The organism is Streptosporangium sp. NPDC003464 (assembly GCF_053588315.1).
The window spans coordinates 1-15,973 of sequence record NZ_JBSFPS010000023.1; the positions used below are offsets into that span (position 1 = coordinate 1).

General features: G+C 72.8%; 15 protein-coding genes. 9 read left to right on the top strand and 6 right to left on the bottom strand.

Annotation, left to right across the window (positions count from 1 at the left end; translation table 11 throughout):
- Nucleotides 1–999 (top strand): LVIVD repeat-containing protein (locus ACWDS7_RS07905; protein ID WP_451928625.1); only part of this gene is annotated, 999 nt, incomplete at its 5' end.
- Nucleotides 1,000–1,110: 111 nt separating this feature from the next.
- On the opposite strand, the gene ACWDS7_RS07910 is transcribed toward ACWDS7_RS07905, so the two are convergent.
- Complete coding sequence (locus ACWDS7_RS07910; RefSeq protein WP_451928626.1) at nt 1,111–2,130, bottom strand: RDD family protein; 1,020 nt, start codon at nt 2,128–2,130, stop codon at nt 1,111–1,113.
- 360 nt (nt 2,131–2,490) lie between these two features.
- Between ACWDS7_RS07910 and ACWDS7_RS07915 the strand changes: the two genes are divergently transcribed.
- The 8 genes from ACWDS7_RS07915 to ACWDS7_RS07950 all read left to right on the top strand — a co-directional run bounded on the left by ACWDS7_RS07915 (nt 2,491) and on the right by ACWDS7_RS07950 (nt 10,299).
- Complete coding sequence (locus ACWDS7_RS07915; protein WP_451928627.1) at nt 2,491–3,135, top strand: hypothetical protein; 645 nt, start codon at nt 2,491–2,493, stop codon at nt 3,133–3,135.
- A gap of 183 nt (nt 3,136–3,318) precedes the next feature.
- On the top strand, nt 3,319–4,323 hold the full coding sequence (locus ACWDS7_RS07920; protein WP_306859044.1) for a LacI family DNA-binding transcriptional regulator: 1,005 nt from the start codon (nt 3,319–3,321) through the stop codon (nt 4,321–4,323).
- Entirely contained in the window at nt 4,296–5,822 is a 1,527-nt protein-coding gene (locus ACWDS7_RS07925; protein WP_451928628.1) for a sugar ABC transporter ATP-binding protein, read from the top strand. The genes ACWDS7_RS07920 and ACWDS7_RS07925 overlap by 28 nt, the downstream gene beginning before the upstream one ends.
- A complete protein-coding gene (locus tag ACWDS7_RS07930) occupies nt 5,806–6,789 on the top strand; it encodes an ABC transporter permease (protein WP_306859039.1) in 984 nt (327 codons plus the stop codon). Before ACWDS7_RS07925 ends, ACWDS7_RS07930 begins: the two co-directional genes overlap by 17 nt.
- Nucleotides 6,790–6,807: 18 nt before the next feature.
- Nucleotides 6,808–7,770, top strand: coding sequence for a D-ribose ABC transporter substrate-binding protein (locus ACWDS7_RS07935; protein ID WP_306859037.1), 963 nt, complete (start codon nt 6,808–6,810; stop codon nt 7,768–7,770).
- Nucleotides 7,770–8,723: a ribokinase gene (locus ACWDS7_RS07940; RefSeq protein WP_306875282.1), complete on the top strand. Its 954-nt coding sequence runs from the start codon at nt 7,770–7,772 to the stop codon at nt 8,721–8,723. The genes ACWDS7_RS07935 and ACWDS7_RS07940 overlap by 1 nt, the downstream gene beginning before the upstream one ends.
- Nucleotides 8,720–9,109: a D-ribose pyranase gene (rbsD, locus tag ACWDS7_RS07945; protein WP_306859035.1), complete on the top strand. Its 390-nt coding sequence runs from the start codon at nt 8,720–8,722 to the stop codon at nt 9,107–9,109. Before ACWDS7_RS07940 ends, rbsD begins: the two co-directional genes overlap by 4 nt.
- 194 nt (nt 9,110–9,303) lie before the next feature.
- Entirely contained in the window at nt 9,304–10,299 is a 996-nt protein-coding gene (locus tag ACWDS7_RS07950) for a stage II sporulation protein M (protein ID WP_451928629.1), read from the top strand.
- Nucleotides 10,300–10,317: 18 nt separating this feature from the next.
- Here ACWDS7_RS07950 and ACWDS7_RS07955 read toward each other — a convergent pair whose 3' ends face one another.
- The 5 genes from ACWDS7_RS07955 to ACWDS7_RS07975 all read right to left on the bottom strand — a co-directional run bounded on the left by ACWDS7_RS07955 (nt 10,318) and on the right by ACWDS7_RS07975 (nt 15,917).
- Nucleotides 10,318–11,685 (bottom strand): DUF58 domain-containing protein, encoded by a 1,368-nt coding sequence (locus ACWDS7_RS07955; protein WP_451928630.1) that lies wholly within the window; start codon nt 11,683–11,685, stop codon nt 10,318–10,320.
- Nucleotides 11,686–11,689: 4 nt separating this feature from the next.
- Nucleotides 11,690–12,679, bottom strand: a complete 990-nt coding sequence (locus ACWDS7_RS07960; protein WP_451928631.1) for an AAA family ATPase — start codon at nt 12,677–12,679, stop codon at nt 11,690–11,692.
- A gap of 67 nt (nt 12,680–12,746) precedes the next feature.
- On the bottom strand, nt 12,747–13,907 hold the full coding sequence (locus ACWDS7_RS07965; RefSeq protein WP_451928632.1) for a DUF4350 domain-containing protein: 1,161 nt from the start codon (nt 13,905–13,907) through the stop codon (nt 12,747–12,749).
- A 100-nt stretch (nt 13,908–14,007) separates the two neighbouring features.
- Nucleotides 14,008–14,673 (bottom strand): DUF4129 domain-containing protein, encoded by a 666-nt coding sequence (locus tag ACWDS7_RS07970; protein ID WP_451928633.1) that lies wholly within the window; start codon nt 14,671–14,673, stop codon nt 14,008–14,010.
- Nucleotides 14,658–15,917: a glycerophosphoryl diester phosphodiesterase membrane domain-containing protein gene (locus tag ACWDS7_RS07975; protein WP_451928634.1), complete on the bottom strand. Its 1,260-nt coding sequence runs from the start codon at nt 15,915–15,917 to the stop codon at nt 14,658–14,660. The genes ACWDS7_RS07970 and ACWDS7_RS07975 overlap by 16 nt, the downstream gene beginning before the upstream one ends.
- Nucleotides 15,918–15,973: the final 56 nt, after the last annotated feature.

Sequence of the window (15,973 nt, forward strand, 5' to 3'; positions counted from 1 at the left end):
AGCGCGTCGGTCAAGGAGTCGTGGGAGGGCATCCGGATCTTCGACATCAGTGACAAGAAGAATCCGAAGTACGTCAAGGCGGTGGAGACCAACTGCGGTTCCCACACCCTGACCCTCGTCCCGGGCAAGGGTCGCGACCGGCGCAACGTCTATCTCTACGCCTCCTCCTACAACCCGTCGGCGAGCTTCCCCGACTGCCAGCCGCCGCACGACAAGATCTCGATCGTCAAGGTGCCGCTGCGCGACCCGGCGGCGGCGGCGGTCGTCGCCACCCCCGTGGTCTTCCCCGACGGAGGCAACGAGACCCAGCCGGGCCTGCTGCTGCCGACCAGCGGCTGCCATGACATCACCGTCTACCCGGAGAAGGACGTCGCCGCCGGGGCCTGCATGGGCGACGGCGTGCTGTTCGACATCTCCGACCGGGCGAACCCGGTGGTCACGGCCCGCGTCACCGACCCGAACTTCGCGTTCTGGCACTCGGCGACGTTCAACAACACCGGCACCAAGGTCGTCTTCACCGACGAGCTCGGCGGCGGCGGCGGGGCCACCTGCAACGAGGCCACCGGACCGAACCGGGGCGCCGACGCCATCTTCGACATCAGGAACGGCCGGCTCGACTTCAGGAGCTACTTCAAGATCTCGCGGTACCAGGCCGACACCGAGAACTGCGTCGCGCACAACGGCTCGCTGATCCCGGTCAAGGGCAAGGACATCATGGTCCAGGCGTGGTACCAGGGCGGTGTCTCGATCCTGGACTTCACCGACTCCGCCGCCCCGCGGGAGATCGGCTTCTTCGAGCGCGGTCCCGAGCCGAACGGCGGCGGGGGCGGCATCTGGTCGGCCTACTACTACAACGGCTACATCTACGGCAGCGACTTCCACCACGGACTCGACGTCCTCAAGGTCAGCGACCGGCGTACGGACCCGGCCAGGAGCGTCCGCCTGGACCGGCTGAACGTGCAGACCCAGGCCTCCTACCGGCAGGGACACGGCCACTGATCACCGGTGGCGCACGGCCACTGATCACCGGCGGCCGCTGATCACCGGCGGAAGGGGCGGCGGGAGTCTCCCGCCGCCCCTTCCCACGTCCGTATGGTGTGCGCCCCGGGCTCAGGCGGGCGGGACGAAGCCGCCGGGGGTGGGACCGGGAGACCGGGGCGCGGGCGGCGCCATGGGGCCGGGTGCCCGCTGGGGCTGCGGCTGATGGGGAGCCTGCTGGTAGGGCTGGGGCGCGGGCGCCTGCCAGTGGGGCTGGTGCGGCCCTGGCGCCTGCGGGCCGGGCTGCGGCTGGTAGGGCCCCGGCCCCTGGGCCTGCGGCTGGTAGGGGTGGGGCCCCTGCCGCTGGGCCTGGGACGGCTGCTGGGCGGGATGCCGCCGGGCGTCCGCCTGGCGGGCCAACCGTATCTGGTCACGGCGGCGGCGCTCGGCCAGGACCGCGGTCAGGTAGGCGAACGGCGGCACGCCCGGTGGCGGGGGCGGCGAGACGAAGGCCGACATCTCGGCGGTGATGCGCGCGCCCATCTCGTGCTGGACCACCGGGGACAGGTCGTGCCAGCGCAGGAGGTACTGTCTGGCGGTGGCGGCGACCCCCTCGGGCAGCCGCGACAGCTCCAGCGTCGCCGCCCACGCGGCGAGCTGCGGCGGCATCTCCAGCAGCGGGCCGTACTGCCGGGGGCCGCGCTCGGAGATCACGATGGTGCCCGCGAAGATGTCGCCGAGCCGCTTGCCCTTCTCCGAGATCAGCGAGCTGATCAGCGCGGGCGCGCCGCTGAGCGTCCAGAACTCCAGCACTCCGGCCAGGCCCCGGAACAGGGCCTGCCGGAACCGCTCGGGGCTGCCGTCGTCGCTGACCACCCGGAGCCCGAGGGCGAGCTTGCCGAGGCTGCGGCCGCGCGAGAGCGTCTCGAAGATCACCGGATAGCCGACGAGCACGAGCACGGTGAGCGCGATGTAGATCATCGTCACCAGCGCCTCGTCGGCGGTGAAGACCAGCGCGCCGACCACGAAGGACGCGCCGAACAGCGTTACGAGCTGGACCGCCATGTCGATGAGCAGCGCCGCGGCCCTGCTCGGAATCTGGGCGGTCCGGACCTCGACGACAACGGCCTCGCCGGTTACGACATCGGACACAGTCAGCACCTTACCCGTGACGGGACGGGCCGGCCGCGGCCGGCCCGCGAACATGAAACGGCGCTCCTTTTCGGCGAGAACCGCCTTTTCATCGAGAGCCGCCACCGGGCCCGCACCGGCACCCCGCCCCGCGTCACGGCGGCCTTCCGGAACCCGGCCGTCGGAGCCCTGTGAAAAGCAGGCCACGCCAATATCCCCCGCGCCCGGCGCGAATGCCTCCACAACCGTCACGGTCCCTGATCAGCAGGCGCAGATTACCTGGTCGTGGGGTTATGTGATTGTGTGCCCCGGGTATCACCAGCGAAGGTCAGGTCACCCCCGGAATTTCCCGTAAGCGGCAGACCGTCCAAAGGATTGACCATGGAAGAGCTGATGCAGCGCCGGACCGAAGTGCTGACACGGGTGCAGGAGATCCGGAGGTCCGAGGACAGGCTGCAGGAGGAGGCGACAGACCTTGAGCGGGAACTGGCCGGCCTCCACCCGACCCTCGCGAGCAAGTGGCTGACCTGGGAGACCTACTCCAGCGGGGCGACTTTTGTCGGATATCTCTACAACATGGGCTTCAATCAGTACGTTTCGGTGGACAGCAGTGGCACATGGCTCTACGCGGCGGCTCCCACGACCGCTGAAGCGCTGCGCTGGAACTTCTGGCAGTCCTCCACCGGCGGCCTTGTGATGACCGCGACGGTGGGGCCGTCCACCCGCTTTTTCAACTGGAGGCCCGTGACGGGCGCCTGCAAACTGTATGACATCTACGACACGATGAACGCGACTCAATGGAAGCGGAGTGGAGCCTTCGACGGCGACCAGTTTCAGATCCTGAATCCGAGCAACAAGGAGAACATCGGATGCTGGTCCACCCAAAACAACGAGTTGTACAACAGAAGAAACGTCGTCCACCAGGACTTCGGATTCCTGTACTTCGATGTAAAACAATTCTCTGCGGATGACCATCTGATCTACAGCGCGTACATGAAGGAGGCCGACGGCCTCGGCCCGGCGTGATCTCTCCCGGTCGAGGCCGGCGCGGTCGCGGCGGAGGGTGCCGGACGCCGGGGTCCGTCCGCCGGCCGGCCTGCGGGCCGCGCCGGACGCGGCCGGTGATGTGTGACGCAGGTCACAGATTCTCCGGTTTACATCCATGTAATCGATTACATAATCTGATGTAATCGATTACATGGAGGGCTGATGGCACGTATCAAGGATGTGGCCGCGCATGCGGGCGTCTCCGTCGCCACGGTCTCCCGGGTTCTGAACGACAACCCGTCGGTGACGGAGGAGACCCGGACCCGGGTCTACGCCGCCATGAGGGAGCTCAACTACGTCCCCAACGCGGTGGCGCGCTCGCTGCGCACCGAGGCGACCAAGACCCTCGGCCTGATCATCGGCGACATCGTCAACCCGTTCTTCGCCGAGCTGGCCAGGGCGGTCGAGGACGCGGCGCGGGCGGCCGGCTACACCGTGATCATCGGCAACGCCGACGAGCGCGCCGAGGAGCAGGACCACTACGTGCGCACGCTCCTGGAGCAGCGGGTCGACGGCCTGCTGATCTGCCCCACCGCCGAGGTCACGCCGCTGGTGCAGGAGATCGCGCGGTCCGGAGGGCCGCTGGTCTTCCTGGACCGCACGCTTCCCGGCGTGCACGTGCCGTCGGTCCGGGTCGACGGGACCGACGCGATCAGGGCGCTGGTCGCCCACCTGCGCGAGCTCGGGCACCGGCGGATCGGCTTCATCTCCGGCCCCGCCAGGCTGTCCACCGGCCGGGAACGGACGGACGCCTTCCTGGTGGCGATGGCCGAGCACGGCCTGGAGATCCGCCCGGAATACATCGAGGCGGGGGACTTCCGCTCGGGCAGCGGCCGCGCGCTCACCGCCAGGCTGCTCGACCTCCCCGAGCCGCCCGAGGTGATCTTCGCGGGCGACAACCTGATGACCCTGGGCGCGCTGGACGAGATACGGGCGCGCGGCCTGCGCATTCCCGAGGACGTGGCGCTGGCGTCGTTCGACGACGTCTCGTGGTTCCCGCACGTCACCCCTCCGGTGACCGCGATCAGCCAGCCCGCCGCCGAACTCGGGAAGCGGGGCGTGCGGGTGATCCTCGACCGTCTCGGCGGGCGGCCGGCCGAGTCGGTGGCCCTGCCCGCCGTCCTGGTGGTCCGCCAATCATGTGGGGAAGGAAGGAACGTCTCGTGAACGACGAGATCCTCCGGGTCGAAGGTCTGCGCAAGGGGTTCCCGGGTGTGGTCGCGCTGGACGGGGTCGACTTCAGCCTCCGCTCCGGCGAGGTCCACGTCCTGCTCGGGGAGAACGGCGCGGGCAAGAGCACGCTGATCAAGATGCTCTCCGGGGCCTACCACCCCGACGGAGGGCGGATCCTCGTCGACGGGGAGCCGGTCGAGATCCGCACCGCGGGCGACGCGCAGCGGCTCGGCATCGCCACCATCTACCAGGAGTTCAACCTGGTCCCCCAGCTCACCGTCGGGGAGAACCTCGCTCTCGGGCGCCCGCCCCGCCGCTTCGGCTTCGTCGACACCAAGCGGATGCACGAGCAGGCGCGGGAGCTGCTGCAGCGGGTCGGCGTCGAGGTCGACCCGCGCACGCCGGTGGCACGGCTGGGCATCGCGCGCATGCAGATGGTCGAGATCGCCAAGGCGCTGGGCCTGAACGCCCGCGTGCTCATCATGGACGAGCCGACCGCGGTGCTCACGACCACCGAGGTCGAGCGGCTGTTCGGCATCGTCCGGCAGCTGCGCGAGCAGGGGGTGGCGATCGTGTTCATCACCCATCACCTTGAGGAGATCCCGCAGATCGGCGACCGGGTCACCGTGCTGCGTGACGGCCGCTCGGTGGCCGAGGTCCCGGCGACCACCTCGGAGGACGAGCTGGTCAGGCTCATGGTCGGCCGCCCGATCGACCAGCAGTACCCCCGGGAGCCGGCGCCGCCGGGCGGTCCCCTGCTGCAGGTGCGGGGGCTCCGCAGGGAAGGAGAGTTCGCCGACGTCTCCTTCGAGGTGCGCGCCGGGGAGGTCGTGGGCCTGGCGGGGCTGGTCGGCGCGGGCCGTACCGAGGTCGCGCGGTCGATCTTCGGCGCGGACGCCTACGACTCCGGCGAGGTCCTGGTGAACGGCCGCCCGCTGGCCCGCGGCGACGTGCACGCCGCCATGGAGGCCGGCCTCGGCCTGGTCCCGGAGGACCGCAAGGGCCAGGGACTGGTGCTCGGCGCCGACGTGGGGGAGAACCTCGGCCTGGTCACGCTGCGGCGGGCCAGCCGCGGCGGCTTCGTCGACAGGACGGGGCAGCGCAGGGCGGCCGCCGAGGTGGCCCAGCAGCTCGGCGTGCGGATGAGCGGCCTCGGCCAGGAGGTCCGCACGCTGTCGGGCGGCAACCAGCAGAAGATCGTCATCGGGAAGTGGCTGCTCGCCAAGGCGAGCGTGCTCATCCTCGACGAGCCCACGCGGGGTGTGGACGTGGGGGCCAAGGTCGAGATCTATCAACTGATCAATTCGCTCACCGCCTCCGGGCACGCGGTGCTCATGATCTCCAGCGATCTCCCCGAGATCCTGGGCATGAGCGACCGGGTGCTGGTGATGGCCCGCGGCCGGCTCGTCGGGGAGCTCGCCGCCGGTGAGGCTACACAGGACTCGGTGATGGCCCTGGCCGTCGCCGAGGTGGAGGATGCTCGTGTCCACTAACGTGCTGCAGCGCAAGCCCCCGGGCCGCAAACCGCCGGCCACCGCCTGGCTGGGCGAGAACGGCGCGCTGGTCGCACTGGTCGTGCTCGCGGTCGCGCTCTCGCTGCTGTCGGGCGACTTCCTGACCGTGACCAACCTGCTCAACGTCGGCGTGCAGGCGGCGGTCACCGCGATCCTCGCCTTCGGCGCCACCTTCGTCATCATCACCGGCGGCATCGACCTGTCGGTCGGCTCCGTCGCCGCCCTCTCGGCGATCGTGCTGGCCTGGACCGCGACCGACACGGGCCTGCCGTGGCCGCTGGCCACTGTGATCGCCCTCGCTGTCGGCCTCGGGTGCGGGCTGGTCAACGCCGCGCTGATCGCCTACGGCAAGCTGCCGCCGTTCATCGCCACGCTGGCCATGCTCGGCATCGCCCGCGGCCTGGCCCTGGTGATCTCCCAGGGCAGCCCGATCGCGATGCCGGAGGCGGTCTCCCACCTGGGCGACACCATCGGCGACTACCTGCCGGTCCCGGTCGTCGTCATGGTGGTCATGGGCGTCATCACGGCCGTGATCCTGAACCGGACCTACACCGGGCGCGCGATGTACGCCATCGGCGGCAACGAGGAGGCCGCCCGGCTGTCCGGCATCAACGTCAACCGGCGCAAGCTCATCACCTACGCCCTGTCCGGGCTCTTCGCCGCGGTCGCGGGCATCGTCCTGGCCAGCCGGCTGGCCTCGGCCCAGCCCCAGGCGGCCGCCGGCTACGAGCTGGACGCCATCGCCGCCGTCGTCATCGGCGGGGCGAGCCTGTCCGGCGGCAAGGGCCGGGCCTTCGGCACCTTCGTCGGCGCGCTCATCCTCGCGGTGCTGCGCAACGGCCTCAACCTGCTCTCCGTCTCCGCCTTCTGGCAGCAGGTCGTGATCGGAGTGGTGATCGCGCTCGCGGTCCTGCTCGACACCCTGCGTCGCCGTGGAACCAACTGAACCCATCGGGGGAACACCATGAAACGCACCATCACTCTCGTCGCGGCCGGCGCCGCGCTCGCCCTGGGGCTGACGGCCTGTGGCTCGGGCTCGTCCTCCTCCTCTTCCGGCTCCGGGGGATCCGGGGCGGCCGGAGGGGACGTCAAGCTCGGCATGTCGGTCTCCACCCTGAACAACCCCTACTTCGTCCAGCTCCGCAAGGGCGCCGAGGACGAGGCCAAGAAGCAGGGGGTCGCGCTGACCGTCACCGACGCCCAGAACGACGCCTCGCAGCAGGTCAACCAGATCCAGAACTTCGCCAGCCAGAACATGAAGGCGATCATCATCAACCCGGTCGACTCCGACGCCGCCGGGCCCGCGGTGAAGGCCGCCGAACGCTCCAAGATCCCGGTGATCGCCGTCGACCGCGTGGTCAACGGCGCCACCGTGGCCCAGACCGTGGCCTCCGACAACGTCGCCGGCGGCAAGCTGGCGGCCCAGGAGCTGGCCAAGCAGATGGGGGAGAAGGGCAAGGTCGCCGTCCTTCAGGGAGTGCCCGGCACCTCCGCCTCCCGTGACCGCGGCCAGGGCTTCACCGAGGGGATCAAGGCGTACCCGGGCATCCAGGTGGTCGCCCAGCAGCCCGCCGACTTCGACCGGACCAAGGGCCTGGACGTCATGACCAACCTGCTGCAGTCCAACCCCGGCATCACCGGGGTGTTCGCCGAGAACGACGAGATGGCCCTGGGCGCGATCAAGGCGCTGGGCGCCAAGGCGGGCGGCGAGATCAAGATCGTTGGCTTCGACGGCACCCCGGACGGCCTCAAGGCCATCGAGGCGGGCACGATGAGCGCCAGCATCGCCCAGCAGCCGCAGCTCCTCGGCCAGCAGGCCGTGCAGGGCGCGATCAAGGCGGCGAAGGGAGAGAAGGTCGAGGCCACGGTGGCCGTGCCGGTCAAGGCCGTGACCAAGGACAACGTCGCAGAGTTCGCGGGCTCGTGATGACCGCCCGCGGTGACGACGCCGGGCCGGCGCCCGAGGGCGCCGGCGGGCGGCGCGGGGAGGAGCCGGCGCCGCCGTTCGAAATGATCGTCGTGGGGTCGGTCAACGCCGACCTGGTGATCCGGGTCGATCGGCGTCCCATGCCGGGCGAGACCGTGATCGGCTCCGATCTCGCCACCTATCCCGGGGGGAAGGGCGCCAACCAGGCCGTCGCCGCGGCCCGGCTCGGCGCCCGTGTGGCCCTGCTCGGCAGGGTCGGCTCCGACGGCAACGGCGAGTTCCTGCGCAAGGCGCTCTCCGGTGACGGCGTGGACCTGGACCGTCTCACCGACACCCCGGGACCGAGCGGCGTCGCGGTGATCACCGTCGGGGCGGACGGGGACAACAGCATCATCGTGTCGCCGGGGGTCAACGCGCGGCTGAGCGAGGACGACATCGCCGCGGCGGCCGACCTGCTGGCCTCGGCGCGGGTCGTCTCCCTGCAGCTGGAGAGTCCCCTCGCCACGGTGGTGGCCGCCGCCCGGACGGCGGCCCGGGTGGTCTTCAACCTGTCGCCGCCCGCCGCCGTCCCCGACGAGCTGCTGGCGGTCTGCGACCCGCTCGTCGTCAACGAACACGAGGCCGCGCTCCTGCTCGGCGGGCCCGGCGAGCCCGAACAGCAGGCGCGGGCCCTGCTCGCGCTCGGCCCCCGCTCGGCGGTCCTCACGCTGGGGGCCGACGGCGCGGTCGTCGCGGAGCCGGGCACGGTCACCGCGGTGCCGAGCCCCCGGGTGGAGGCCGTCGACACCACGGGTGCCGGTGACGCGTTCACCGGGGCGCTGGCCTGGCGCCTGGCCCGGGGCGACGGCCTGGCCGACGCCACCGCCTTCGCGGTCCGGGTGGGCGCCGCCTCGGTGCGCGCGCCCGGCGCGCAGAGTTCCTATCCGTATCCGGAGGATCTGGAGGGCCTGTGAAACGCACGGGGATCCTCAACTCCGCCCTGTCCGGCGCGCTCGCCCGCCTCGGTCACACCGACGAACTGCTCGTCTGCGACAGCGGGATGCCGCTGCCGCCCGGTGTCGAGGTGGTCGACCTCGCCTTCCTGCCGGGCATCCCGGCCTTCGCCGACGTGCTCGACGGGATCCTCGCCGAGCTCGTCGTGGAGGGGGCCACCGCCGCCCGGGAGGTCCGTACGGCCAACGCCGGATGCGACGCCCTGCTCAGCACCCGCCTGCCGGACCTGACCTATGTCCCGCACGAGGAGCTCAAGCGGCTGGCCCGCGCCAGCCGGCTGGTCGTGCGCACCGGCGAGGCGCGGCCGTACGCCAACGTGCTGCTGCGGTGCGGGGTCGCCTTCTAGGTCCTCGGCCGCCGCGTCCCGTCCCCCGCCTCCCGCGGCGTGGGACGGGGCGGCGCCGATCCCGCGCGGAGCCGCCGGACGGCGGACCCGGCCGCCGTCCGAGGGGCGGGACCGCGGACGCGCCCGCGCGTGGAGCCGCCGGGAGGCGGGCCCGTCCGCCGTCTCGGAGGCGGGACTGTGGATACGCTTTCCGGGTGGACATCGACGCCTTTGTCAGCGCGCACCGCCCGGTCTGGGACCGCCTGGAGGATCTCATCCGGCGCCGCAGGTCGCTGAACGGCGCCGAGATCGACGAGCTGGTGGACCTCTACCAGCGGGTCGCCACGCATCTGTCCATCGTGCGCTCGGGGTCGGCCGACCCGATCCTGGTGGGCCGCCTGTCGGCGCTGGTCGCCCGGGCCCGCTCGGCGGTCACCGGAGCGCACACCCCCGCCTGGCGGGAGTTCGTCCGCTTCTTCACGGTCTCCTTCCCGGTGGTCGCCTACCGGGCCCGCTGGTGGTGGCTCGGCACGACCGCCGCGTTCGTCCTGGTCAGCGCGGTCGTCGCCGTCTGGGTGGCGGGCGATCCCAGCGTCCAGGCCGCGATCGCCACGCCCGAGGAGATCACCCGGCTCGTCGAACACGACTTCGCCGACTACTACTCCGAGCACCCCGCGGCCTCCTTCGCCGGGCAGGTCTGGGTCAACAACGCCTGGGTCTCGATACAGGTCATCATCATGGCCATCCTGCTCGGCCTGCCGATCCCCTACATCCTGTGGCAGAACGCGCTCAACGTGGCCGTCTCCGCCGGGCTGATGGCCTCGCGCGACAAGCTGGACATCTTCTTCGGCCTGATCACCCCGCACGGCCTGCTGGAGCTGACCGCGGTGTTCCTCGCCGCGGCCGTCGGCATGCGCCTGGGCTGGACCGTCGTCGACCCCGGCCCCCGCAAGCGCGGCGAGGCCCTCGCCGAGCAGGGCAGGGCCGTCATGAGCGTGGCCCTCGGCCTGGTCGTGGTGCTGCTCGTCTCCGGGCTCATCGAGGGGCTGGTCACCCCCTCCGGCCTGCCCACCTGGGCGCGCATCGGCATCGGAGTGGTCGCCGAGGCGGCCTTCCTCGCCTACGTGATCTATTTCGGCCGCCGGGCCCTGGCCGCCCAGGAGACCGGCGACCTGGAGCGGGCCCCCGACCTCGCGCCGAGCGCCGGCTGAGGCCGCGCCGCCCGGCGGTCACAGCCGGCCCGCCGCCTTCAGCGCCAGGTAGGCGTCGGCCAGGGCGGGCGCGATCTGCTCCGGCGTGGCGTCCACGACCTCCACGCCCTGGCGGCGGAGCCGGGCGGTGATCCTGCGCCGGTCGGCGTTCTGGTGCTCGGCCGCCGCCGCGTCGTAGACCAGCTCGGGCGTGCCGCGCCCGGCGGCCATGGCGGCCACCTGCGGGTCGGAGACGGCGGCCAGGAGCACCAGGTGCCGCGAGGAGAGCTGGGGGAGCATCGGCAGGAGCCCCTCCTCCAGCGACGCCGAGTTCAGGTCGGTCAGCACGACGACCAGGCAGCGCCGCTTGGCCCGGGCCAGGACGGCCGCGACCATGCCGGCCGAGTCGGCCTCGACGAGCTCGGCCTCAAGCGGTGCCATGGAGTTGACCAGCGACGACAGCAGGTCGGTACGGCCGGCGCCGGACACCCAGGCGCGCACCGCGCGGTCGTAGGCCAGGAAGTCGACCCGGTCGCCGGCGCGGGCGGCCAGCGCGGCCAGCAGCAGCGCCGCGTCCATCGACCAGTCCAGCCGGGGCCAGCCCGGCACGGTCGCCGCCGCGCCGTACCGGCCGCCGGACCCGTCCCGCGGGCCCGCCGGCGGGACGGGGGCCGTGCCCACCCGGCCGGCCGAGGTGCGCCCGGTGTCCAGGACGATCAGGACCCGCCGGTCGCGCTCGGGCCGCCAGGTGCGGACCACCACGTCGTTGCGGCGGGCGGTGGCCCGCCAGTCGATCGAGCGGACGTCGTCGCCGACCACGTACTCGCGGAGCGAGTCGAACTCGGTGCCCTGCCCCCTGACCATCGACGGGTGCTGGCCCTCCAGCTCCCTGAGCCTGGACAGCTTGGCGGGCAGGTGCTTGCGGCTGAGGAACGGCGGCAGCACCCGCACCGACCAGGGCACCCGGTGGGAGCCCTGGCGGCCCGCGATGCCCAGCGGCCCCAGCGTGCGCACCGTGACCGTGACCGCCTCGCGGTCGCCCCGGCGGGTGGGGGTGAGCGTCATGGTGAGGCGGCGGCGCTCACCGGGGGGGACGTCCAGCGGCAGGTGCCGCGGGCCGGCCCCGGCCGAGGGGGGCCAGGCGTCCCTGAGCACCCCCCGGGCCCGGCGGGGGCCGGGGTTCTCCACGACCAGCTCGACCGTGGCGGACTCGCCGAGCCGTACCAGCCGGTCGCCCGAGCGGGTGAACCGCAGCGGACGCACGCCCGCGGCCAGCAGCAGGTCGACCACGACCAGCGCCAGCAGGAGCAGCGCCACCCCGGCCACGGCCGCTCCCGGCCGGGGGGCGAACAGCACGACCAGCGTGCCCAGCAGAGCCAGCAGGGCGGCCCGTCCCGTCAGTGCCATCGGCTCAGCGGGGGACGGGGACGGAGGCGAGGATGGCGTCGATCAGGCCGTCGGCGGTCGCGCCCTCCAGCTCGGCCTCGGGACGGAGCTGGATCCGGTGCCGCATCGACGGCCTGGCGAGCGCCTTGACGTCGTCCGGGGTCACGTAGGAGCGGCCGGACAGCCAAGCCCAGGCCCGGGCCCCGGCCAGCAGCGCGGTGGCGCCACGCGGCGAGACGCCGAGCTGCAGCGACGGCGACTGGCGGGTGGCCCTGGCGATGTCGACGATGTAGCCGAGCACCTCGGGGCCGGCGTGGACCCGGCTGACCGCCACGCGGCCGGCGTCCAGGTCGGCGATGGTGGCCACGGCCTTGACGTGGGACAGGTCGCGCGGGTCGAAGCCCAGCGCGTGCCGCTCCAGCACCGCGATCTCCTGCTCGCGGGGCGGCAGCGGGACGGTCAGCTTGAGCAGGAACCGGTCGAGCTGCGCCTCGGGGAGCTGGTAGGTGCCCTCGTACTCGACGGGGTTCTGGGTGGCGGCCACGATGAACGGCTCGGGCAGCCCGCGCGGCTTGCCGTCCACGCTGACCTGCCGCTCCTCCATCGCCTCCAGCAGCGCCGCCTGCGTCTTGGGGGGCGTGCGGTTGATCTCGTCGGCGAGCAGCAGATTGGTGAAGACCGGTCCCTGCCGGAACTCGAACTCCGACGTCTTCGCGTCGTAGATCAAGGAGCCGGTGACGTCACCCGGCATCAGGTCGGGAGTGAACTGCACCCGCTTGAAGTCCAGCGAGAGCGCCGCCGCCAAGGTCCTGACCAGCAGGGTCTTGGCCACGCCCGGCACGCCTTCGAGCAGCACGTGCCCCCGGCACAGGAGCGCGATCACCAGCCCGGTGACCACGGCGTCCTGGCCGACGACGGCCTTGGAGACCTCGGCGCGCAGGCTCCCCAGCGCGTCTCGGGCGGCGTCCGCGCCGGGCGTCTCCGCCGGGCCGCCGTGCTCCGGTGGCGTGGTCACCGAGCCTCCTCTGCCGGCTCCGGCCGCACGGCGGCGCCGTGCCTGAGGGCCCGCTCGCTAAACTCGCTCACGACTCTTTGACCTGCCTCTCCAACATGTCCAGATATGCGGCCAGGGCTACCAGCCCGGCCTCGTCAGCCGGCGGCGGGCCGTACAGGGCGGCACCCACGTGGAAGCCCGCCTGCCCGGTCCGTCCGGCGATCGCCTCGACCTTCGCCTCCGGCCCGGCCGCGGAGGGCAGGCCGAGCCGGGGGGTGACCCGGTCGACGAAACTCGTGCGCAGGGCGGTGGCGGCCCTGTCGCGGGCCCGCCTGGCCCGGTAGAGCCTGGCCCGCCCCTCCACCGTCTCGGCCGCCCTGACCACGACGGGCAGCCGCTCGGCCACCACCGGGCCGAGCCGGCGGCCCCGCCAGAGTGCCAGCAGGACGACCACGACGCCCACCTGCACCACGGCCCATCTGACCCCCTCGGGGATCATGCCGTAGAAGCCCTGCTCGCCCGCGGTGCCCGCGGCGGCCTCGGGGGCCACCAGCCAGATCAGGGCGGGCCTGGCCCCGGCGAGGTTCAGGGCCAGGGCGGCGTTGCCGTCCTCGGCCAGCCGCAGGTTGGTCATGAACGCCCCGTCGCCCACGACCGTGACCGTCCTGCCCGCGCCGGCGTGGCTGACCAGGGTGGACGCGCCGCGGGCCGGGTAACAGCCGGTCGCCCCCGCCGGGACGGTGAAGGCGGTGCCGCCCATGTGGGCGCTGCCCGCCCGGGTCGCGGCCGGCAGGTCGCACCGGGGCTCGCGGGAGCGCGTCCGCACGTTCTCGGTGGGGCCCATGCCCGGGGTGAGCAGTTCCTGGTGCGGCTGCGCGCCGACCACGAGCAGGTCGGCGCGGATCGCGCCGAGCCGCTCGGCCTCTTCCTCGGTGAGGAAGGAGGTGTCGCTGAGCAGCAGCGTGTGGTCGCCGGGGCCGGCGGCCTCCACCTCGGCGACCGAGGTGACCCGGGTGACCCGCACGCCGTGGGCCCGCAGCAGCTGGGCCAGCCCCTTGCCGCCGGACAGCGAGGTGTCGGCGGGGTCGAGCGGCCGGCCCGCGCCGGAGCCGCTGAGCAGCACGCCGATGACGGCGCCGGCGACCACGATCAGCGCGACCAGCAGGAAGCCCCGGCCACTGCGCCACAGGCCCGCGGCGGTCGGGGAGGTGGACGTCGACCCGGTCCCCGGGGCGGCGGCGAGGCTCATGAGGGCACCGCCTCCGCGGCGGCGGCCACGGCGACGGTGACGGTGGCGACGGCTGCGGCGACGGAGACCGCGGCCGTGCCGGCTGCGGCGGTGGCGAGGCTCATGGGGTCACCGCCTCCGCGGCGGCGCCGAGCGTCGGCCGGGCCGTGCGCAGGCGCTCGTCGAGGTCGCGCAGGACCCCGTAGGACTCGGCCGTGCCCGGCACCTCGCCGTAGGTCACGTCGTCGAAGACCCGGGCCGCGGCGGCCAGGTCGGAGGCGAAGGCGGGCAGCGCGCGGCCCGCCTCGGCGGCCAGCTCGCCCGCGGTGCGGCCGGGTGTCGAGTCGACGATGAAGCGGTCCTCCAGATCCCGGGCGACGGCCCTGAGCCGTTCGCGGACGGCCTCGGACCACCGGCCCTCGGCGGCCAGCCGTTCGGCGTCGTCGCGGTGCTCGGCGGCGGTGCGGCGGCGGTCCCCGAAGATCCCCTCCTGGCGCGCGGCGCCGCCTCCGGCGGTCCTGCGCGCGATCACGACGACCGCCACGACGGCGGCGATCACGAGCACGACCAGGACGATCCGCGCGGCCACGCTGCCGACGGCGCCCACGGACTCCTGGTCCAGCAGGTCGCCCAGGAACTGGTCCACGGCCCGCGTGACGCGGTCGACCGGCGACTCCCTGGCGTATTCGGGCTTGAGCAGCTCCTGGACCGCCTCGCGCCGGGCCTGGTCCCGGTCGATGTCGACCGGGGACGTCAGGAGCGTCAGGTGGCTCAGGAACTGTGCCACGGGGCTCCCCGGCCGGCTCCGGCGGGCGTGACGGACGGGTCCCACAGGTCGTCGGCGGAGGCGTGCACCCAGCCCTGGCGCTGCTGCTCGATCGCCGCGGTCTGCAGCACCAGGTCGAACGCCTCGGCGCGCATCCGCCGGTCGGCGTAGAGCAGGCCGTTGACGCCGGCCTGGAACGGGTAAGTGATCATCGCGCTGACGGTGCCGCCGACGGAGATCAGGACCGCCGCGCCGATCAGCGAACCGGTGGAGCCCGCGCCGAACATGCCGACGAAGGTCCCCGCGAGGGTGAAGGGGAAGGAGAGCGCCAGGGCGACCACGCCCGCGATGATCTGGGTCAGCAGCAGGATGCCGAGCGTCCGCCAGAAGCCGCCGCTGACCAGCCGCCACGACCTGCGCAGGGACTCGACGACGCCGCGCCGCTCCAGCACCGCCACCGACGCCGCGAGCGCCAGGCGGGTGGTGATGAACAGCGAGTAGGCGACGAAGCCCAGCACCACCAGCGCGCCCACCAGGAACAGCGCCGCGAGGTCGGCGCCCGCCGCGCCGAGCCCGGTGATGATCGCGATGACCAGGGCCAGCGGGAGCAGCAGGAGCACCATGCCGACGATCACCAGCCCGAACAGCGTGGGCACCCGGCCGCGGGTCAGCTTCCAGGCCTCGCCCACCGTCATCTTGCCGCCGAAGACCGCCCGGCCCAGGATCCGGGTCAGCACGCCGGTGAGCAGGGTGACCGCGATGAACTGGACCGCGTAGGAGATCAGGGTCCCGCCGTACTGGGAGAGGAAGCCCACCTCCTGGTTCTCCAGCACGGAGGGGTTGTCGAAGGCCGCGCCCGCCTGGCCCAGCAGCAGCGCCTGGCCGATCGCCACCGGGATCGCCCCGAGCGCGGCGGCGATCGCCGACAGGCCCAGGACGGCGCCGGGGTTGGAGCGGATCAGCTTGATCGCGCCGTCGAGGATGTCACCGAGGCCGAGCGGGCGCAGCGGGATGATCCCCGGCCGCATCGCGGGGGGCGTGTGGTGGCCGTGGGGCGGCGGGCCGTACGGGCCCTGCTGGTACGGGCCCGGCTGGTACGGCGGGCCCGGCGGGCCGTAGGGGGGCTGCGGCTGCTGCGGCGCCGTCGCGCCCGGTGCCGAGCCGGGCGCGGTCCACGGCGACCCCGGGGCGTTGCCGTACGGCGGAGGTTGGTTGGACGCCCAGCCGGGTGGCGTGTCGGGAGTGGAGCCGTGACCGTCTGACATATCCCAATCCTGACATGTGGACACACCGATTGTGGTGCTCGGGAGATCTCGACGAT